This is a genomic window from Pseudomonas capsici, assembly GCF_017165765.1.
In the GTDB taxonomy this organism is placed as follows: Bacteria; Pseudomonadota; Gammaproteobacteria; order Pseudomonadales; family Pseudomonadaceae; genus Aquipseudomonas; species Aquipseudomonas capsici.
The window spans coordinates 125,056-144,561 of sequence record NZ_JAFGZD010000003.1 but is presented as its reverse complement, the minus strand read 5'-3'; the positions used below and the strand labels follow the sequence as shown (position 1 = coordinate 144,561).

Sequence of the window (19,506 nt, the reverse complement as noted above, 5' to 3'; positions counted from 1 at the left end):
TTATCATGCCAGTCACCTACGGATTGCGCCGTCGCTTCAGGCCCGAACTCGCGTTCATGAACGAACGCAACAGCGCCCTGCAGCAAGACTCATCGGACGCCCAACGCCTCACGGTCTGGGTCGCCACCGCATTGATCCTGACCGCTCTGATCTGGGCAAACTATGCCGTACTGCAGGAAGTCACCACCGGCGAAGGCAAGGCCATTCCGTCCAGCAAGGTCCAGGTGATCCAGAACCTGGAAGGCGGCATCGTCACCGAGATATTCGTGCGCGAAGGCCAGGTGGTGAACAAGGGCGATACTCTGCTGCGCCTGGACGACACCCGCTTTCTGTCCAATCGGGGCGAAAGCGAAGTGGATCGCCTGACCCTCACCGCTCAGGTCGAACGTCTGGCCGCCGAAGCCGAAGGACGGCCCTTGCTCCTGCCCCAGGAACTGCTCGACAAAGCCCCGCAAGTCGCCGCCGATGAGCGTGCGCTGCATGAATCCCGGCAGCGACGCCTGGACGGCGAACAGCGCACCCTCAACGAACAACTCAGGCAAAAGACCCAGGAGCTGGCCGAGTTTCGCGCCCGCCAGGAACAGTTCCGCAACAGCCTTGCGCTGGTGCAGCAGGAACTCGACATGTCGATCCCGCTGGTGGGCTCAGGCGCCGTCTCGCCCGTGGAAATCCTGCGCCTCAAACGCAACGCCGTGGAAATGCGCGGCTCGATGAACGCCAACACCCTGGCCATCCCCCGCGCCGAAGCCGCCATCAACGAAATCAAAAGCAGAATCCAGGAATCGGAACTGACCTTCCGCAGCGAAGCCTCCCGCGAACTCAACGAAAAACGCGCCGACCTCGCCAAAATCAGCGCCAACCGCATCGCCATCGACGACCGCATGACCCGCACCACCGTCACCTCCCCGGTACGCGGCATCGTCAAGACCCTCAAGATCAACACCATCGGCGGCGTCGTCCAGCCCGGCAGCGACCTGCTGGAAATCGTCCCCCTGGAAGACAACCTGCTGATCGAAGCCAGAGTACGTCCGCAGGATGTTGCGTTTCTGCATCCGGGGCAGAAAGCGATGGTCAAATTCAGCGCCTATGACTACACGATTTATGGCGGGCTGCCTGCCCGGCTGGAAATGATCGGGGCGGATACGGTTACCGATGACAAGGGGAATAGTTTTTACCTGATTCAGGTGAGGACCGACCGGAATCATTTGGGCGGAGATGAAAAGCCGTTGCTGATTATTCCGGGGATGGTGGCGACGGTGGATATTATTACCGGGGAGAAGAGCGTGATGGATTATTTGTTGAAGCCGGTGTTGAAGGGGGGGAGTGAGGCGTTGAGGGAGAGGTAGGGGAAGATTCCGTTGGACTTTACAGTTTTTTTTATATATTTTTCAGCACTCAATGGAGAGTTTTTGGTGAAAGGATGAAACGCAAATTACAAATCTTTATTTCTAGTACTTATCTCGACTTGATTGAAGAGCGTCAAGCAGCGGTAAGTGCAATTCTAAAAGCCGGACATATACCTGCGGGCATGGAGCTTTTTACAGCAGGAGATCGATCTCAATTAGACACCATTAACTCGTGGATTGATGAGTCTGATGTGTATATGCTTATACTTGGCGGGCGATATGGCGCGGTAGAGCCTACAACAAATGTAAGTTATACAGAGCTGGAATTCGATTACGCGGCATCTCTGAACAAACCGATGTTTGCGGTCGTCATTAAAGATGAGGCTTTGGAAAACAAAATTCGAGCTCATGGCACTGACTTTTCGGAAAAAGAAAACCCCAAAGAATTAAAGCTTTTTCGTACAAAAGTACTTAGTAAGATCTCCTCTTTTTTCGAGGACTTGAAAGATATTAAGCTTTGCGTGCATGAAACCTTAGCCGACTACTCGACTAATAGAGAGCTTTCTGGCTGGGTATCTGGAAGTGAAATAGTGGACTCCAAACCTTTGATGGAAGAAATAAGCAAGTTATCCAGCGAAAACACTGAACTAAAAGAGAAAATTAGTCAGCTAGAGCATCGCTTGTCGACTACTCCAGTGCCAAGCAAAGCAGACTCTACTAAATTTGAAGAATTGAAGGATATTTTGTCAAAGACAAAAATAAACTTACCAAAAGACATTGAGAAAGGAGAAAAAGAAATTGAAATATCCTTGCTAAAAGCTTTCGATGTAGCAAAAGACGACCTTATTACGGGTGTTATTAACAAGACGGGGATATCTGATTACCATAAATTTATTTTTTTCAATATAAGCCCTAAACTTCAGATTCATGGCCTAGTAGATAATGAGAAGGTTTCAGGCGTTCAGTATCGTCGTTGTTATGTAACTCCGTTAGGGTTAAGTTTTTTGGCGTATTTTGAAAAATCGAAATTAGAGAGCTCCCCAGATATCTAGACTGTTTGGTAATGAAATCAGGACTTGAGGCAAATAAAAAATCTACTATAAACCCCTTACAGAAAGCGGCATCTTGAGACTGATTATTTTCGACCTGCCGTCATGAAAATCAATATAAGTAGCAACCAAAACTCTTTAAACTCCAATATAATCGTCCTATAAAAACCGTTTAGTAAAGTATTTTTAAACTATAAAACCACACACCAACCGAAAGTAATAAAAATGGACTTCACTTGGATTTCAGAGCTCTTATCAAAAAACACTACAGTCCTTCAAGCCTCACTAATATCCGTAATAGCTTCAGCCTTTATTTCTTACGCTTTCCGAGTTCGAGAACATAAGAAAAAGCTTGCTGCTGAGTATAATCACGAGCAACGTAAAGCCCTCCGCGAGATTATTGGCCGTAGTCATGGACGCTTGCTTCATGCTGGCAATAGCTTAAGTTATCGGCTCTGGAACTTATATGCAAACCACGACAAGGGCTGGTTGGTAGTAGATAACATCGGGCATCCTGAAAACTACTATTTAAATAGTTTTGTTTGCCGATTTCTGTCTGTTTTTTCTCTTGTACGTGACTTTGAACGTCAAGCATTATATGTGGATGCACGGATTGCGTCTAAGAAAGATAGAATATTCGTTAAATACGTAGCAGCACTTCATTGGTGCATGACAGACACGGAACTATTTAGCGGTATACCATACGACACTTTCAATGCGGTAGATCACTTTTTCTCTGACACACTACGCGACTACTGCGAAATATGCATTGACGAAAATGGAACGACTCTTAGAGCTAATGCAATGCTAGAACTTGGCGAAAAAATTCACCCTGTTTTCGCATTCTTTCAAGGGTTATCACCGACAGAAAATCGTCTGCGCTGGGACCGTCTAGTTTCTCTCCACCTATTGGTTGCGACATTCATTAACTCTATTGGGTATCCTGAGCACCGAACCTCATGTGAGAGATTATCAAAAATTGCCAAGCAGATTCGTAACAAAGCAGTCTTGGCCAATATGGCTACTTGGCTCCCTCGCCATGGTCTTGGTAAAGACTCTGACAGCAAAAAGCTAATATCAATATGCAAGATCACATACAACAAACTCTAACAAAACTTTAAAAAATTTATATATCCACCATTTTTCTATCCACTTCTGAAAGGGCAACATTGGCCATGGCAAGACAAGGAATCGGTAATAAATAACACAATCAACGTTATGGCATCACGCTCGCACTCAGCATTTCTTGAGCTTTCGCCCCAGCCAAAAACATAAAAGCAATTTAATTACAGAAATTAAACCATACATCTACGTTCGGGCAAAGTAACGATCAAGATTAAAACTTCTTAAATCCTCTTCCACTCAACAGCTCTGCTCGTCTCATCAATCCAAAATCGTTCAAACCTCCTCTACAAATCGAATAATTTTAGTTGCCTGTCAGGAGCGGATTTGGTCGAAAAAATCTTGCAGAAAGAAATCACCTGCCACGGAGTCAGAAAGCAAATAATGCCCAGACCAATTATCCCAGCCAGCTTCGAGGCTGAACTCGGCACATTGGAAGCTCTGGTGAATTTTTTCATCAACACTTATGACAGGTGAGCCCAATCTTTTGAACCCTCGGAATCTGATGAGATTTTCAGCTAGCGATAGCCAACAATAGTCTGATAACTCGTTAAAACCCAGTATCAGATGTCCATTAGCTGCTATATCAAGAGTTGGTTTCATCTAATGTCATCCAAGGTTTTATGCAAAAGGAATGATCTGAACAGGCTTTGACAAAAATGCATTTATCCGCCCGCCGAACACTGTAAAGTCTGGCTGCTGATCAAAAGCAATACTTAATGAAAAAGCCCCATAGTTTGAGTTTCCACCTCATTACTCATCAGCAACAACACACAACCCATCCCAAACCCCCATCACCTGCGTCACCGCCGCATCCAGCGTCTCATACGCCACACCATCGCGAGCCAGTGTCGACAAGCCCAGGATAAAACTGTCGAACACCGCAGCAAGTGTTTCCGGCATCACCGTCGCAGGTAATTCACCTGCTGCAATGGCGCGTTCGATGCAGGCAGCCATAGCCGCACGGTTCTGGTTCCTCGTCCGTGCAAGAGGCTCGGAGATGGCTTTGCTCTCTTCCGAGCAAGCGCTCATCAGGCCTAACGCCACCAGACATCCCTTGGGATGATCGGGCTCACATTGCATTTTCGCGGACCGGCGCAGGGTCAGTTCAATCGCTTCCCTGGGCGGCAGGGTCGTATCAAAAAGGCTGTCGCTGACCCGGCCATGGGTGGCGAGGTAGCGTTCCATGACCTCGTTGAACAGCGCCTGCTTCGAGCCAAAGGCAGCGTAAAAGCTGGGGGCGGTGATGCCTCCTCCAATATTCGCCTTGAGCTGGCTGAGAGAGGTCGCATCGTATCCATGCTCCCAAAACAGATGCATTGCCTGAGTGATTGCTACGTCGCGGTCAAAGGTGCGAGGACGTCCCATCTGTGCCATGTCGGTTCTCCTGCAGAATTACTTAAATACTAATCGATACACAAGTCATTGACCACCCGGTTGCTCAACCCCTATATTTATACCGATCAGTATATTAGTAGGAAAAATCGAATGACTACCGATGAGAAACAGAGCGACAAACTTCCATTTGGGGCCTTACTGGCACTGGCGATGACAGGGTTCATTTGCATCGTGACCGAGACTTTGCCTGCGGGATTGCTGCCCGAAATCGGCAGCGGCCTGGGCGTCTCGGCATCGTTTGCGGGGCAGATGGTGACTGTTTATGCCCTAGGCTCGCTGCTGGCCGCCATTCCACTGACCATCGCCACGCAAAGCTGGCGTCGCAGAACCGTCTTGTTGATGACCATTGTCGGCTTTCTGGTTTTCAACTCCGTCACGGCGCTGTCTTCCAATTACTGGCTGACCCTGATCGCAAGGTTTTTCGCGGGCGTCTCGGCGGGTCTGGCCTGGAGCCTTGTCGCGGGTTATGCACGACGCATGGTTGTCCCGCAATTGCAGGGGCGTGCGCTGGCAGTCGCGATGGTGGGAACGCCCATCGCATTGTCCCTTGGCGTGCCTTTGGGAACATGGCTGGGTGGCTTTATGGGTTGGCGCATGGCGTTTGGCTTGATGTCCGGGCTGACCCTGCTGCTGATCGTCTGGGTGCTGGTCAAAGTGCCGGACTATCCTGGCCAATTCTCTTCACAGCGCATGGCGTTGCGTCAGGTTTTTCTTACGCCTGGCGTGCGCTCGGTGCTGGGCGTCGTCTTCACCTGGATGCTGGCGCACAACATTCTCTACACCTATGTCGCGCCGTTTGTTTCCGAGGCCGGGCTGGCAAGTGACGTTGATCTGGTATTGCTGGCATTCGGGGTCGCCGCGCTGGCGGGCATCTGGGTCACGGGCCGGCTGGTTGATCGCCATCTGCGCAAGACCGTATTGGCCAGCCTTGCAACCTTTGCAGCGGTTTCGGTTTTCTTCGGCCTGTTTTCAGGCTCGGCCCTGGCCATTTACGTTGGGGTTTCCATCTGGGGCCTGACCTTTGGTGGCGCCGCCACGCTGCTGCAAACCGCTCTAGCAGACTCGGCAGGTAAAGGCGCTGACGTTGCGCTGTCGATGAACGTCGTTGTCTGGAACAGCGCCATCGCAGGTGGCGGGCTACTGGGTGGCGTTTTGCTCGGCCAATGGGGCGTAAGTGCTTTCCCCTGGGTCTTGCTGATGCTGTTACTGCTCAGTCTGGCCATTGCATCGCGAGCGCGAGTGCATGGTTTTGCAGGCGGTGACAGACAGTCCGGCCTGATAGTCGCCGGTCATTGATAGACAGGCAGCAATGCGCTGCATGACCTGACGTTTCAACACAACAGACCGATGGCTGCCCTCGCCAAGGGGCAGCTCCGGTCATAAACATGCATCCACTTCAGCAATGCGCTTGGGCCTGCGCAGCATCACTCACTCAACAGCCCTGCTCGTCTCATCAATCCCAAGCCGCCTGCGCCGAGCGACCAACGCCCGACGAAATGACAAATCGGCATAGTCCAGAAAAAGCCGCGCCAGATGATTGAGCGCCTTCTCCTCCCCTTCACTGCCCGCCACAAAATCGAAGCCTAGGGCACGCTTGTTTTCCTCGGGCAACTCTTCCCAGCTTGTCATCAGATAGGCGTACATGGAGCTGACGATTTGCAGTTGGGTTGAAGGGGTTTTCGGGGCAGATCCTGCGCGACTGGGGAAGCGCGAGCGCGCATTGCGGGATGATTGCCTGGGGTTTCTGGGGTGGGTTCGGGTTTTCATGGGTTGTGTCCTTTCAGATAGGGCTTCCGGATTTCTTGTACACCGGGCAAACCAATCGACCCGCCCGGAATCAAAGCCGAGAATATCTGAAAATAAGATATCTGGAAATCAGATATCTGGAAATCAGTTATAGCTTGTGAAGCTGTTCAACGAGAACGGCATCATGACAAAAGCACTTTATCGACAAGAACATCAGGTCCTGATTAAGCTGCTGCGGACGATCAGGGAAAATGCCAACCTCACCCAGTCAGAGTGCTCTCGGGCGCTTGGCCGACCACAGTCGTTCATGAGCGATGTAGAAAAGGGCTTGAGACGGCTGGATATCGTGCAGTTGCGGGATTTGTGTGCGGTGCTGGGGTATGAACTGCCGCGATTTATAAGTGAATATGAAGATGCGTTGACGGCTGGGTGAGTGATAAACGCTGGCAGGTTCATGGCCAAAAGTTGGTAACGGCCAGGAGCAGACACCGAACGAACCCTATCGTTCTCTAATGAGCGGCGACTTGGGCCAAGTTTCACCCAACCTCTTGGATCTGCCGCTCATCTTGCGGGCTGGCTAATAATTGGAAAGAAACCAGTAGCTGGCTTACGTCCGCATGACTTTGTTCCAATCGATCTCATGGCCGGCGGCCTGTAATTCTCGGCCCAACGCCTGCTTCCAGCCACTGCCATCCATGGACTCCCACACCACGCCGGCAAAGTCACTGGGAATCTCCACGGTACCGCGCTTCAGTGCACACACTTTGTCGCGCCCGAGACGTCCCAGGAAATAGCCCAGTTCAAGCAGGACATTCTGCCGGGCACGTTGCTCCGGCGTGCCACCTTTGACGCATCCCTCATCATCAGGAGTTAGCAGCACTACGGCAAAGTCCACCTCTCCATGCGCTTCGACCTTCTCCATGACGGTGCGGCCGCGATTGGCTTGCTCATGCAGGATGATGGGATCAAAGCCTAGCTGCATCAGAAAACGAGCGACGGTTTCCCGTGCCCCTTCATCATGCCCATGTACTACAAAAACCTTGCGCTGTAGCACTCGCGGAGCGTTATCAACAACGATTGAGGCTTCAGGCGTATCTGCATGCTTATGATCAGTAAGATCTTCTCGTAGCGTCCGCTGGGCTTCCTTTAGAAGAGCCACTGCATTAGCGATATTCCTACGAGTGGGAGTCACGTAGTCTATCGGGCCGCCACCTATGTACCTTGAGACATGGCGGAGGCCGGTAGCAGGATGGAAGCGTTGATACGCTGAGGTATTATCACCAAAACACCGCTCCAAAGTATCTTTGATAGCTGCTTTCAATGCCGTCAGCTCAGGTGAATTTCCGTTCACCAGAGTGTGCACGTTGAAGTTCTCGAGCTCGGAGATACGCTCGTCTAACCGGGCAAGCCCTCGTTCGATAGCTTGGGGTGTTAGCTGTAGCTTGGGAGCGGTGACGGTATTGGTTGGAGGGTTAGCTCGGGCCATCCTGTGAATCCTTTCTCTTTATCTGATAAAGGACATTATGACCGATAGAAGCGGATAGCGGTGGCTGTCTGGGTTGGCCTGTCGCCACCGTCAGCTTTGGGCCGCGCTAAGTGTTCAAACTTCGGTCTGCTCCGAAATCTCCAAAGCATCGTCCACCTCAATACCTGGTTAGCGTACCGTGCTTTCCAGCTTGGTATGGCCGAGTAGCAGCTGCACAGCCCTCAGATTTTTGGTTCGTCTGTAGATAAGCGTCGCTTTGGTTCGGCGCAGTGTATGAGTACCGTACAAAACGGGATCGAGACCTATCGAAGCAACCCATGCCTTGACGATACGGGCGTACTGCCGAGTGGATAGGTGCGCGGAGTCTCGAATACGACTGGGAAACAAAAAGTCTTCGCCACGAAGATGCGCCAACCGTATCCAGGACGCCAGTGCTTTCCGGGTCTGCTCCATTATTTCAAATTGCACCGGCCGTTTGGTCTTTTGCTGCATCACCATGACTCGGGGCGCAACGTGCTGCCCGTGACAGACGTCGCTAACCCGCAGTTTGCTCAGATCGCATGCACGCAATTTACTGTCGATGGCCAAATCGAATAGCGCCTCATCTCGGGTCTTGCCAGCTATCTGGAGTCTGACGCGAATTTCCCAAATGTCTCTGAGACGAAGCGGGGCTTTCTGCCCCATCAGTTTTCCCTTATTCCAGGGCCTTTTCGATTGGAACGTTGTACTGGGCATGATTTGTCCTCCACGTGTTTGGAAGGACAAGCATGGACCTCATAGACAATGAAATCGGGCGCTGCCCGACCCAGGGCAGATTTTCGGCACCGCCAGAAGTCGGCCAGCATGTGACCATTCAAAAGTCCGGGAACAATCTTCCGACCTTGTTCAGCCCCACAAGACGAATGAACCCCCGCGGGCTGACAGGCTCTGACAGGTAAGTACCATCCCTCGGATTCATCGCGATTGTCTGCTCACCATTCCACCAAAGCAGATCTCCGTTGTCAGAAATGCTCCATAGTATGTAGCTGGACAGATCAAGGCTGTGCCAGCGCTCGGATTTTATGAAGTCCCAGCCAATGTTCTGCTTGCGCAGATTGAGGTTCGGGTTGTCTGAATCGTCCAGAATGGAAAAAAAACCATAGGGACGAGTCCCGAAATCCTGACGCACCGCCTCCAGTTCAGCCTTTACCTTAGGCATTTCCAAAATTTTTCCTTTTTAAACTCTCAATCTGATACCGCAATATAGCTAATGAAAGTGCCCTTTAGTAATTCTCGTGGTAACGGCTGATAGGCCCTCGATCATGTTGATCGCAGCCTTTCATGGCAGGCAGAAGTCGACCCATTGTACGCGGTCGCAGTGCGCGCGAGCCCTTGAGATCCATTCCTGGATTGGACGGTCGAAACGAGTATATTTGAAGCCCCTTGATTTTCTTAATTTTTCTGTTATAAATTTCCGTGGCCCGTCGTTTAACAGGTCAAGACGCGCGCTTTTCTTCGGGACTACAATCCCGCTTACATCGCGAAATGCCAGCTTCGAGGCTGGCCGGACCACCAAAAAATGTCATTTTCTATTTCCAGATCCAAACCATTCAGGCACTTGCAGTCGAAGATTGGTCATTCAACCTATCGCTTGAATACAATTTTTGTAGGTCTTAGTTGCGTTGCTGCCGGGCAGGGGGATGGAGGTTCGATAGCTGTAAGCTGGGCAAAACCTTCTGAGCTAAAAGCAAGAGAGGTTGCTAATCAAGCAAGAATTTTTGCTTGTGCTGGTGCTTTGACTTTTTCATTTGACATATTTGATTCCTTTCTAATTGCCCTTGCTAAAGAGCAGTGGATGGGTTTTCGTAGCAAAACAGTAGATATTGTTACAAAAGCAGTGACGCGCTCATCTCAGAATGAATACTCTGTTGCGGAACGAGCAAATGAGCTTTGTATAGATCTTGGAATTGAAGACCCTGTACGAATTGCCGCCATTGAACTTATGGCTAAATGGCGTAATGCAGTAGTTCATGGTGGGGATCGCGAGGTCAGATTAGCGGACCACAGTAAACGAGAGCTACTTTCTGCGAAACAGGAGTTTCATGATAAATACTCTCACTTGGATATCGCGCTAGCAATTAAAAATTTTGAATCAAAGAATGTTCCAGTTTCCAAAGAAGTAACGACATTGGCGGCAATTATTGTAAATTTTAGTCGCCAATTAGATGAGGCTGCAATAAAGCGGGCGGCGGGAGACGAGCAGTCCATTCAAAACGTCACGACGATGCTTCTTAAGAGGTATTTTTCAACTACTTCAAAACCTTGGCTCGAACTATCTAACTCTTGGAACGGCGGTTTGGAGAAGCGCAGAGATGCACTAAATAAGTTCTTAGCCAACGCTGGAGTTACTCAAAGTAATTCAGGGATCTCAGTCGATTTGCCTAAAAGCTATCTTGATGAGGTTTGCGAGCTTTCCATCAATGATTTTGCTTTCCGATTTGATATTAAAACTTTGAAAACCTCAGCTTGATATCGCCTCTGAGCATCATGCTTCAAAGTTTGGATTTAGAAGCTCTGTATATTCGTGAGCATTGCACTAAATGTCTGTAATATTTCTGACTTGCTTCTACCGCCGCCAGTGAGCTGGATGAACTCATCAAAATCCATGTTCACTAGTCACCCACGAGACGACTACCGGCCAGAGGCGGACGTTTGAGCGATGTGCTTCGACTCGACAGAAGTTAGATGCAATATCGAAGCTATCCAACATTCCGAATTCATACAAATTCTTTATCGACTACTTTATCTAGCATCAGCCAATAACTTGTTTAGCTTTTTCCAATGGGAGCGCAACTGCTTCCTAATTGATTGAGAATCCATAATATTCGCGGCCCTGAATCCATATGAAATGAAGTTCCTGCGCCCAAGGTAACTATAGCCCTTATAGATAGTCCGAAGAAAAAGCTCTCGCGGAGGCTCCCCCCTTCCAGCCCGGAGTTCATTGCAACGATCCATTGCCTTCTTACTTACCCAGATACGTTTACGAAGCTTTTTATAGTATCTCGTTATAGAGGATGAACGAATATGCTCACGCTGCCCATCAAATGAAAAACCAAGGTAATGCACCGGTTTATCAGAGCGAAGCTCACCAGCAGCATCAAGCGTAAATCGTCTAATTTCCGTTTTCTTCTCTTGCAAATTCAATCCCAGCTTTCTGATTTCATCATTCACATACTCATAAATCTCATCTTCCTTTTCCGAATCACATATGACGAGTATGTCGTCGCAATAGCGATAGAAGATTGATTCTGTCAAAGACAATTTTGAAAGTAAAGCGAGATCAAACTCCAACATATAGATGTTGGACAAGAGCGCACTTATTGGAGAACCTTGCGGAATACCTCGTAAATCAGGGTTGGTAGCAAGAAGCCCTCCACCTCTTACATCATCACGAAATCGCTTGGCCGAACAGAGACGCCTATCCTCAACTCGTGGATTATGGATAGACACACCAAGCTTGTCATAGAGCGCGACCCTATCGACGCGCGTGCTCTTGGTGATCGACTTGAAAACCGCAAAATGGTCAGCTGGAAGTTTCTCTACTCCTAGCAACTTCGCCCAAGCTGCCTTCAATCGTGAATGATCAAGACGATCAAAGAACTTTTCCACGTCGAATGCAAGAACGCAGCACTCTCCCTTAGCCTTGATCTCACAGAACGCATCATGTGCAAAATGAATATTGCTTTTTCCGTCAATGGAACGGAAAGCCAATACCGACGTATTCAAACCACGCCGAACCAGCTCCTGTTCATACAGCTGACTTAAAACGTAACAATAATATGCATATATATGAGAATCCAAGTGAGCTGAGTAACTGATCGGCCTAGGCTTGGGGTTTTTGACGAACACACCACGATCACTATCCAACCGATACTTCAGAATCACTGAGGTATAGGTAATGAAAGGATAAAACGAATGAGCTGCGACTTTCTGAGGAGATGACACATAATCCAGTGCAGCTTTCTGACCAACAGGACGATCAAAGTGAAGATACTTTCTAGGCTTGTACCACAGTAACTCGTCCATGCTCACACCTTGACAAGCCAACCGGTGGGGCTAGGATGGCGGCAATCCCTAAACCGCTCCACCGGCTAAACTTAATGCTCTAAACATTATCCATCTTTTCAGACTAGGCCGCGTATTGCTAGAGTTGACGTATATTGTCAGTATCACGATTACATTTGGAGGTTCTCAATGAAGAGATTCCGTATGCTGTTGTTCGCCATGTGTGTCCCGCTGATAATTAATCATGGGTGGCTTGACAACTTGTGATCCACCTCGTGGCCTAATGCCACAAGCAATCTGAATCTAGCACAGGGAATGTGATCATGCCTAGGGAGCGAATCATGTTTTTCACCCCCAGCCCCGCCCCGAAAAACCAAGCAGCCCTCCAAACATCGTAGTTTTACGCTGGAAAAATAAAATGCGGCGCTCTCAGGTGGTTATGCTCGAAGTTTTTAGCAGTGTACAACTGGTGTCATCTTGAACCCGATGTTCAAATTTCCCTAATTTCCTAGACTCATTCAAACGTCCGCTTCTGGCCGTTCTCTGCCAATTTAATCAGCCACTTCAAATTGATTTCGACCTACCACGAACCTCACCAAACAACCTAACCTCGCAGAACGCCCCTGTGCCCTGCAACGCCTCCAATCCCCTGCTACTTCTTATCCCGCCCAAACGCCCCCTCCAACGCCTCATTAATCACCCTTAAAACCTTAACCCGCGCCCACCGCTTATCATTCGCCTCAACCAACGTCCACGGAGCAATCTCGGTACTCGTCCGATCCACCATATCCCCCACAGCCTGACGATACTGTGGCCATTTTTCGCGGTTGCGCCAGTCGTCTTCGGTGATTTTGTAGCGTTTGAAGGGGATTTTTTCTCGTTCCTGGAAACGTTCCAGTTGGGTCTGTTCGTCGATGGCCAGCCAGAATTTCACGACGACGATGCCGGCGTCGGTGAGTTGTTCTTCAAAGTCATTGATCTCGCCGTAAGCACGTGCCCAGTCGGATTCGCTGCAGAAGCCTTCGACCCGTTCCACCAGCACCCGGCCGTACCAGGATCGGTCAAAGATGGTGAATTTGCCGCGCGGCGGGATCTGTCGCCAGAAGCGCCACAGGTAAGGCTGGGCGCGTTCGTCTTGGGTCGGGGCGGCAATGGGGACGATGTTGTATTGGCGTGGGTCGAGTGCGGCGGCGACGCGGCGGATGGCGCCGCCTTTGCCTGCGGCATCGTTGCCTTCGAAGACAGCCACCAGGGCGTGCTTTTTCATGCGTTTGTCGCGCAGATTGACGGACAGGCGCGCCTGTTCGGTAATCAGTGCTTCCTGGTATTCGTCCTTGCTCAGGCTGCGGCTCAGGTCGAGGCTGTCGAGCAGGGTCAGTTCGCCGTGGTTGGCGGGTAGCGGACCAAAGGTCAGGGGCTTGGGCTCGGCCTTGGGGGTGTTCAATGCGGCCTGCATGCCTTCGAGCAGCAGGCGGCCCACGGTGAGGCTGCGGTAGTTGGCATCCACGCCTTCGATCACGTGCCAGGGTGCGTATTCGCGGCTGGTGCGGCGCAGGACCCGCTCGCCGAAGCGCACGAATTTGTCGTAGGTTTTCGATTGTTGCCAGTCCAGCGGGCTGATGCGCCAGCTGTGCAGCGGGTCGTCCTTGAGGGTCTTGAGGCGCGATTTCATCTGCTTCTTGGACAGGTGAAACCAGAATTTGAAGATCAGCGCGCCTTCGTCACAGAGCATTTTTTCCAGGCGCTCGGCACCGCTGATGGCCTGGTCGAGTACCGCATCCTTGAACAGCCCATGCACCCGCCCTTGCAGCATCTGGCTGTACCAGTTGCCGAAGAAGATCCCCATGCGGCCCTTGGCAGGCAGTTGCCGCCAGTAGCGCCAGGCCGTGGGGTGCGCCAGTTCTTCATCGGTCTGCCGGTCGAAGGTGCGTACTTCGATCAGGCGCGGGTCCATCCACTCGTTGAGCAATTTGACGGTTTCGCCTTTGCCCGCACCTTCGATGCCGTTGATCAATACGATGATCTGACGTCCGGCCTGTTCGTGCAGGTCGTACTGGGCTTCCAGCAAGGCCTCGCGCAGCGCTGGGACTTCAGCATCGTAGGTTTCATTGGAGATAGCATGGCCTATTTCAGCGGACTCAAACATTAGCGGCACTCTTCAAATGATCTGCGGCTAATGTAGACCACTCATGCCATCTGGCTATCCTCCCGGATCAATAAAAAAGGGTGGGAACCCCCTGTGCGCTGACGTCAGTCACAAAAGCTGGTTTTCCCACCCCGAAGCGCTTAGGCCTGTCTTTTCTTCCGGCCCTGCTTTTCCTGCTCCTGACCTTCGTCCTGATCGTCGTCTAGCTCTTGCCCTTCTTCCTGATCCATCGTGGCGGCCTGAGTGCCGCCCTCTTCGGCAATCGCTGTGAGTTTTTCATCGGCCGATTTTTCTTCTTCCAGGGTTTCACCCAGCAAGCTGGCGGCATCGTCCAGGCCCAGGTGCTTGGCCATCGCGATCAGTGTGCCGTAACCGGCGATTTCATAATGCTCGACCTTCTGGCAGGCCGCGATCAGACCGGCATCGAGTACGGGTCCTTTTTCGATTTCATCCAGCAGTTCCTTGCTTTCTTCGATCAGCCCTTCCATGGCGATGCATTTGACGCGCTTGAGTTTGATCTCGGACTGCTCGACCAGTTGATCGATACGCTGGATCTGGCCCTGGGTTTCTTCCAGGTGTGCAGTGAACGCCTCGGCCAGCTTGGGGTTGGTCGAAGCACGGGCCAGTTTGGGCAATGCTTTGGTGATCTGCTTTTCAGCACTGTAGATATCGGAAAGCTCGTGAATGAACAGATCTTCTATCGTCGTTCTGCTCTTGCTTGATGCTTTGTTATTCATCGCAAACCTCGTGGAGTGAGTCCTGCTTCAGGTTGACTGCCGTGAAGGGTTACGACTGCTTACCCGTCAGAGGGGTCGACCGGGCAGGAGCAAAGGCTGTTCAGAGCGATGAAAAAGAAGCCGACGAACAGTAGCAGTGGCCATTACCCACCTTTGCCAAGGGTCTGTAACCGTTAATCCATTGCTCTGAACCAAACCCGGCAACCCCTGTTCATCTGAGGCAAGTCCAGACTTCTTCTGGCACAGCCGAGGGCTAACCATGAGAGCACTGACCTACCACGGGGCGCACAATGTAAAAGTCGATACCGTGCCGGACCCGCAACTACAGGAAGCCGATGACATCATTCTGCGAGTCACAGCCACCGCCATCTGCGGGTCGGACCTGCACCTCTATCACGGCAAGATTCCGGCCACGGAGCATGGCGATATCCTGGGTCACGAGTTCATGGGGATCGTCGAAGAAGCAGGCCCGGCGGTGACTGCCGTGCAGCGTGGCGACAGGGTTGTCATTCCTTTCGTGATTGCCTGCGGGGAATGCTTTTTCTGTCAGCTGGATCTGTTTTCTTCCTGCGAAACGACCAATACCGGCCGAGGCGCGATCCTCAACAAGAAATCCATTCCGCCCGGTGCCGCACTGTTCGGTTACAGCCATTTGTATGGCGGCATTCCCGGCGGACAGGCCGAGTATGTGCGGGTGCCCAAAGCCAATGTCGGCCCGTTCAAGGTGCCGGGTACGCTGGCGGACGAGAAGGTGCTGTTTCTCTCCGACATCCTGCCCACCGCCTGGCAGGCAGTACTCAATACCGGCATCGGCCAGGGTTCGAGCATCGCCATCTATGGCGCAGGTCCGGTCGGGCTGCTGTGTGCTGCCTGCGCCAGAATGCTGGGGGCCGAGCGGATCTTCATCGTCGATCATTACCCCTACCGGCTGGCGTATGCGCAGCAGACCTACGGCGCGATTCCGATCAATTTCGATGAAGACGACGACCCGGCCGACACCATCATTCGTCAGACACCCGGCATGCGCGGTGTCGATGGCGTGGTGGACGCGGTGGGTTTCGAGGCCAAGGGCAGCACCACGGAAACCGTGCTTGCGACCCTCAAGCTGGAAGGCAGCAGCGGCAAGGCGTTACGCCAGTGCATCGCGACAGTGCGGCGCGGCGGCGTGGTGAGTGTGCCGGGCGTGTATTCGGGGTTCATCCACGGTTTCATGTTTGGCGATGCGTTCGACAAAGGCCTGACGTTCAAGATGGGGCAGACGCATGCTCAGCGCTTCATGCCTGAACTGCTGGAACATATCGAAACCGGTCGCCTGGCCCCTGAAGCCATCATCACTCATCGCATGTCACTGGAAGAAGCTGCGGCGGGCTACAAGATTTTCGACAAGGGACAGGAAGACTGCCGCAAGGTGATCCTGACACCGGGCAACAACGCCATCAGCGTGCCGGAACCCGACTCCACCATAGTGCTGCCTGCGACATGACAGGTACGGAGGTGCCGAATGGAAATGTCTACCGTGTTCTGGATCGTCGTAGCGGTCATGGTTGTGGCGCTCGATGCCTGGATCATCAACAGCGTCTGGCGTTCGCGCAAAAGCCGGGCGACCAAGGCAGCCTGGAGCGCGCTGGTGCTGATCATGCCGGTGGTCGGTGCCGGTATCTGGGGAGTCGCCGGCCCTCGCGGCGTGGTTGAAGGGCCGACTTCGTCGGAGCATAGCAAGGGGTAAGAGTGCAGGAGGCAGCTTGCTGGCGACAGCACCCGTGAACCAAAGAATGTTTATCGGCTTCACGGTCCCCGTCGCCAGCAAGCTGCCTCCCACAGTCACCGAATGCGTTGCTGCCGTTCTGGCTTCACCGACTCAAATACGCAAACCGCCCCTTGAACGGTTTGCCGACAGGATCTGCCAGATCACCATGCTTGCTGGTGCTCAGGCCCAGGTCCACCAGTGATTCGGCGAGTTTTACGGCGGCGCTGACGCCTTCCACCACGGGCAGGCCGATGGCTTCGCTGAGCTGGCGAGGCAGGTCGGCCATGCCGCCGCAGCCCAGCACGATGGCACCGGCACCTTCTTCGTCGCGGGCGCGGCGGGCTTGTTCGATCATGCGCTCGATCAGTTCCGGGCCACCTTCTTCCAGGGCCAGGACCGGCATATCGATGCAGCGCACCGAGGTGCAGAGCTCGCTGAAGCCATAACGTTGCAGCAGGTGCTCGGCAATGATCCGGGTGCGGCTCAGGGTGGTGACGACGGCAAAGCGCGTGGCGATCAGGCCCGCCATGTGAAAGGCCGCTTCGGCGATGCCGATGACCGGGGCCGTGGCGTATTCGCGGGCGGCCAGCAGGCCGGGGTCGCCGAAGCAGGCGATGATATGGGCGTCGACCTGTTGCTCCCTCCCCTTGCGCACTTCGTCCAGCACACCCAGCGTGGCAATCGCCTCGTCAAAATGCCCTTCGATGGACACCGGGCCATCCTCGGGGCTGCAGGCGATGATTTGCGTGCCCGGCCTTGCGATGGCTTGTGCGGCCAGCCCGATCTTGTGGGTCATGGCATCGCTGGTGTTGGGGTTGATCACTTGAATACGCACAGGGCCTCCTTCAGCGCCATTTGAAAATGCCATGAATATTATCGGCACTCAGGATTGTATACAGAAATAGTGCCATGTTGGATTACCGATCAGGTAGCCCGATTCCACTTCCCTCAGTGTAAGCACACCGCTCTTTCAACGCCTGAGTGCACTCCTATCGAGCAAAACCGCCCTTTTTTCGTGCACCCCAAGCCTCATCAGTGAAGGGTTGGCCACCTTGTCGCTCCTTCCTTGAACGCATGCCCGGCAACACTCTGCGGGCTTTTTCCCGAACAATTCAGGCCATGGCATACGTCTTGCGTACAGGATCGTATACAAAAACCTCATCGCCGGTACCCAGCCGTGGCGATGGCCCAACAAGGGAGGGAATGCCATGACAGACCAACGCCCGGCCGGTTACAGCCCGCGCCTGCACAACGAGGATCTGGGACCGATTCCACAGAAGTGGACCTGGTACAACATCTTTGCCTTCTGGATGAGCGACGTGCACAGCGTCGGCGGTTATGTGTTCGCCGCCAGTCTGTTCGCCCTCGGGCTGGCAAGCTGGCAGGTGCTGATCGCACTGCTGGTGGGTATCTGCATCATTCAGGTGATCGCCAATCTGGTGGCCAAACCCAGCCAGCAGGCTGCGGTGCCTTACCCGGTGATCTGCCGCCTCGCCTTCGGCGTGTTCGGAGCCAATATCCCGGCCATCATCCGCGGCCTGATCGCCGTGGCCTGGTATGGCATTCAGACTTATCTGGCATCCAGTGCCCTGGTAATCGTGGTGCTGCGTTTCTTCCCGGAACTGGCGGTCTATCACGACCTGAGTTTCCTGGGGCTTTCATACCTGGGCTGGTTCGGTTTCCTGACACTCTGGGTCGTGCAGGCGATTGTGTTCTGGTCGGGTATGGAGTCGATCCGTCGCTTCATCGACTGGGCCGGTCCTGCGGTCTACGCCGTGATGTTCATTCTGGCCGGCTGGATCGTCTGGCGGGCGGGCTGGGACAACATCAGTTTCACCCTCGCGGAAAAAGAGCTGTCCGGCTGGGCCGCCTTTGGTCAGGTGATCATGGCCATTGCGCTGGTGGTGTCTTATTTCTCCGGCCCGACCCTGAATTTCGGTGATTTCAGCCGCTACTGCCGGAGCATGGAAGACGTGCGTCGCGGCAACTTCTGGGGCCTGCCCGTTAACTTCCTGGCATTCTCCCTGGTGACGGTGGTGATCGTTTCCGGCACCTTGCCGATCTTCGGCGAGATGATCCATGACCCCATCGCAACCGTGGCCCGTATCGACAACACCACTGCCGTACTGCTCGGTGCCTTCACCTTTGTCACCGCCACCATCGGCATCAACATCGTCGCCAACTTCGTCTCGCCGGCCTTCGACTTCGCCAACGTGGCCCCCAGCCGTATCAGTTGGCGTGTCGGCGGCATGATCGCGGCGGTCGCCTCGATCTTCATCACCCCATGGAACCTGTTCAATAACCCGGAAGTGATTCACTACACCCTGGATATTCTGGCGGCCTGTATCGGTCCGTTGTTCGGGATTCTGCTGGTGGACTACTACCTGGTGAAAAAACAGCAGATTGATGTGGACGCCCTGTTCAACGACACGCCCAGCGGTCGTTACTGGTACACCAATGGCGTGAACCGGGTGGCGGTCACCGCGCTGCTGTTGAGCGCACTGGTGGGCCTGTGCTTTACCTTCATTCCATGGTTCAAGCCGATTGCCAACTTCGCCTGGTTTACCGGCTGCTTCCTGGGTGGCGTGTTGTATTACGGCCTGACCCTGTGGCCACGCAAGCAGCCGGAGAGCGCAGGCAGCCCGCTCGTCCAGAGCTGACAAACCTGCCGGACAGGTCCTGCAC

General features: G+C 52.8%; 18 protein-coding genes and 1 pseudogene. 9 read left to right on the top strand and 10 right to left on the bottom strand.

Annotation, left to right across the window (positions count from 1 at the left end):
• Nucleotides 1-5: 5 nt before the first annotated feature.
• The 3 genes from JSY17_RS05275 (at nucleotide 6) to JSY17_RS05265 (ending at nucleotide 3,505) form a co-directional block, all read left to right on the top strand.
• Entirely contained in the window at nucleotides 6-1,346 is a 1,341-nt protein-coding gene (locus JSY17_RS05275; RefSeq protein WP_200997859.1) for an HlyD family type I secretion periplasmic adaptor subunit, read from the top strand.
• Between the two features lie 74 nt (nucleotides 1,347-1,420).
• Nucleotides 1,421-2,398, top strand: coding sequence for a DUF4062 domain-containing protein (locus JSY17_RS05270; protein ID WP_206402121.1), 978 nt, complete (start codon nucleotides 1,421-1,423; stop codon nucleotides 2,396-2,398).
• A 222-nt stretch (nucleotides 2,399-2,620) separates the two neighbouring features.
• Nucleotides 2,621-3,505 carry a hypothetical protein gene (locus JSY17_RS05265; protein WP_200997861.1) on the top strand — a complete coding sequence of 295 codons (885 nt, stop codon included), beginning with the start codon at nucleotides 2,621-2,623 and terminating at the stop codon, nucleotides 3,503-3,505.
• Nucleotides 3,506-3,832: 327 nt separating this feature from the next.
• Here the strand turns inward: JSY17_RS05265 and JSY17_RS05260 are convergent, their stop codons facing one another.
• Together JSY17_RS05260 and JSY17_RS05255 are read right to left on the bottom strand one after the other, a co-directional pair.
• On the bottom strand, nucleotides 3,833-4,120 hold the full coding sequence (locus JSY17_RS05260) for a hypothetical protein (protein ID WP_200997862.1): 288 nt from the start codon (nucleotides 4,118-4,120) through the stop codon (nucleotides 3,833-3,835).
• Between the two features lie 150 nt (nucleotides 4,121-4,270).
• Nucleotides 4,271-4,894: a TetR/AcrR family transcriptional regulator gene (locus tag JSY17_RS05255; RefSeq protein ID WP_206402120.1), complete on the bottom strand. Its 624-nt coding sequence runs from the start codon at nucleotides 4,892-4,894 to the stop codon at nucleotides 4,271-4,273.
• Nucleotides 4,895-5,005: 111 nt separating this feature from the next.
• Between JSY17_RS05255 and JSY17_RS05250 the strand changes: the two genes are divergently transcribed.
• A complete protein-coding gene (locus JSY17_RS05250) occupies nucleotides 5,006-6,211 on the top strand; it encodes an MFS transporter (protein ID WP_206402118.1) in 1,206 nt (401 codons plus the stop codon).
• A 132-nt stretch (nucleotides 6,212-6,343) separates the two neighbouring features.
• On the opposite strand, the gene JSY17_RS25580 is transcribed toward JSY17_RS05250, so the two are convergent.
• The gene (locus tag JSY17_RS25580) at nucleotides 6,344-6,682 is read right to left on the bottom strand and encodes a hypothetical protein (RefSeq protein ID WP_232849286.1); all 339 of its coding nucleotides are present in this window, start codon (nucleotides 6,680-6,682) and stop codon (nucleotides 6,344-6,346) included.
• Between the two features lie 163 nt (nucleotides 6,683-6,845).
• Here JSY17_RS25580 and JSY17_RS05240 point away from each other — a divergent pair, with 163 nt between their 5' ends.
• On the top strand, nucleotides 6,846-7,094 hold the full coding sequence (locus JSY17_RS05240) for a helix-turn-helix domain-containing protein (RefSeq protein WP_206402139.1): 249 nt from the start codon (nucleotides 6,846-6,848) through the stop codon (nucleotides 7,092-7,094).
• A 174-nt stretch (nucleotides 7,095-7,268) separates the two neighbouring features.
• Here JSY17_RS05240 and JSY17_RS05235 read toward each other — a convergent pair whose 3' ends face one another.
• The 3 genes from JSY17_RS05235 to JSY17_RS05225 form a co-directional block, all read right to left on the bottom strand.
• On the bottom strand, nucleotides 7,269-8,147 hold the full coding sequence (locus tag JSY17_RS05235; protein ID WP_206402117.1) for a TIR domain-containing protein: 879 nt from the start codon (nucleotides 8,145-8,147) through the stop codon (nucleotides 7,269-7,271).
• 168 nt (nucleotides 8,148-8,315) lie between these two features.
• Entirely contained in the window at nucleotides 8,316-8,882 is a 567-nt protein-coding gene (locus JSY17_RS05230; protein ID WP_206402115.1) for a tyrosine-type recombinase/integrase, read from the bottom strand.
• 118 nt (nucleotides 8,883-9,000) lie between these two features.
• Nucleotides 9,001-9,345, bottom strand: coding sequence for a hypothetical protein (locus JSY17_RS05225; protein WP_206402113.1), 345 nt, complete (start codon nucleotides 9,343-9,345; stop codon nucleotides 9,001-9,003).
• 360 nt (nucleotides 9,346-9,705) lie between these two features.
• On the opposite strand from JSY17_RS05225, the gene JSY17_RS05220 reads away from it, so the two are divergent.
• Nucleotides 9,706-10,656, top strand: coding sequence for a hypothetical protein (locus JSY17_RS05220; protein ID WP_206402111.1), 951 nt, complete (start codon nucleotides 9,706-9,708; stop codon nucleotides 10,654-10,656).
• Between the two features lie 272 nt (nucleotides 10,657-10,928).
• On the opposite strand, the gene drt2 is transcribed toward JSY17_RS05220, so the two are convergent.
• From drt2 to JSY17_RS05205, 3 genes and pseudogenes are all read right to left on the bottom strand, one after another.
• Nucleotides 10,929-12,212 (bottom strand): antiviral reverse transcriptase Drt2, encoded by a 1,284-nt coding sequence (gene drt2, locus JSY17_RS05215; RefSeq protein ID WP_206402109.1) that lies wholly within the window; start codon nucleotides 12,210-12,212, stop codon nucleotides 10,929-10,931.
• A 631-nt stretch (nucleotides 12,213-12,843) separates the two neighbouring features.
• Complete coding sequence (gene pap / locus JSY17_RS05210; RefSeq protein ID WP_206402108.1) at nucleotides 12,844-14,337, bottom strand: polyphosphate:AMP phosphotransferase; 1,494 nt, start codon at nucleotides 14,335-14,337, stop codon at nucleotides 12,844-12,846.
• A gap of 221 nt (nucleotides 14,338-14,558) precedes the next feature.
• Nucleotides 14,559-15,074, bottom strand: a pseudogene (locus JSY17_RS05205) (ferritin-like domain-containing protein); the annotation flags it as partial.
• A 259-nt stretch (nucleotides 15,075-15,333) separates the two neighbouring features.
• On the opposite strand from JSY17_RS05205, the gene JSY17_RS05200 reads away from it, so the two are divergent.
• Complete coding sequence (locus JSY17_RS05200) at nucleotides 15,334-16,557, top strand: zinc-dependent alcohol dehydrogenase (RefSeq protein WP_117185253.1); 1,224 nt, start codon at nucleotides 15,334-15,336, stop codon at nucleotides 16,555-16,557.
• An 18-nt stretch (nucleotides 16,558-16,575) separates the two neighbouring features.
• Nucleotides 16,576-16,800, top strand: a complete 225-nt coding sequence (locus JSY17_RS05195; protein ID WP_117164192.1) for a PLD nuclease N-terminal domain-containing protein — start codon at nucleotides 16,576-16,578, stop codon at nucleotides 16,798-16,800.
• 124 nt (nucleotides 16,801-16,924) lie between these two features.
• On the opposite strand, the gene JSY17_RS05190 is transcribed toward JSY17_RS05195, so the two are convergent.
• A complete protein-coding gene (locus tag JSY17_RS05190) occupies nucleotides 16,925-17,656 on the bottom strand; it encodes an aspartate/glutamate racemase family protein (RefSeq protein WP_122369620.1) in 732 nt (243 codons plus the stop codon).
• 373 nt (nucleotides 17,657-18,029) lie between these two features.
• Between JSY17_RS05190 and JSY17_RS05185 the strand changes: the two genes are divergently transcribed.
• Nucleotides 18,030-19,481 (top strand): NCS1 family nucleobase:cation symporter-1, encoded by a 1,452-nt coding sequence (locus JSY17_RS05185; protein ID WP_206402106.1) that lies wholly within the window; start codon nucleotides 18,030-18,032, stop codon nucleotides 19,479-19,481.
• Nucleotides 19,482-19,506 lie beyond the last annotated feature (25 nt).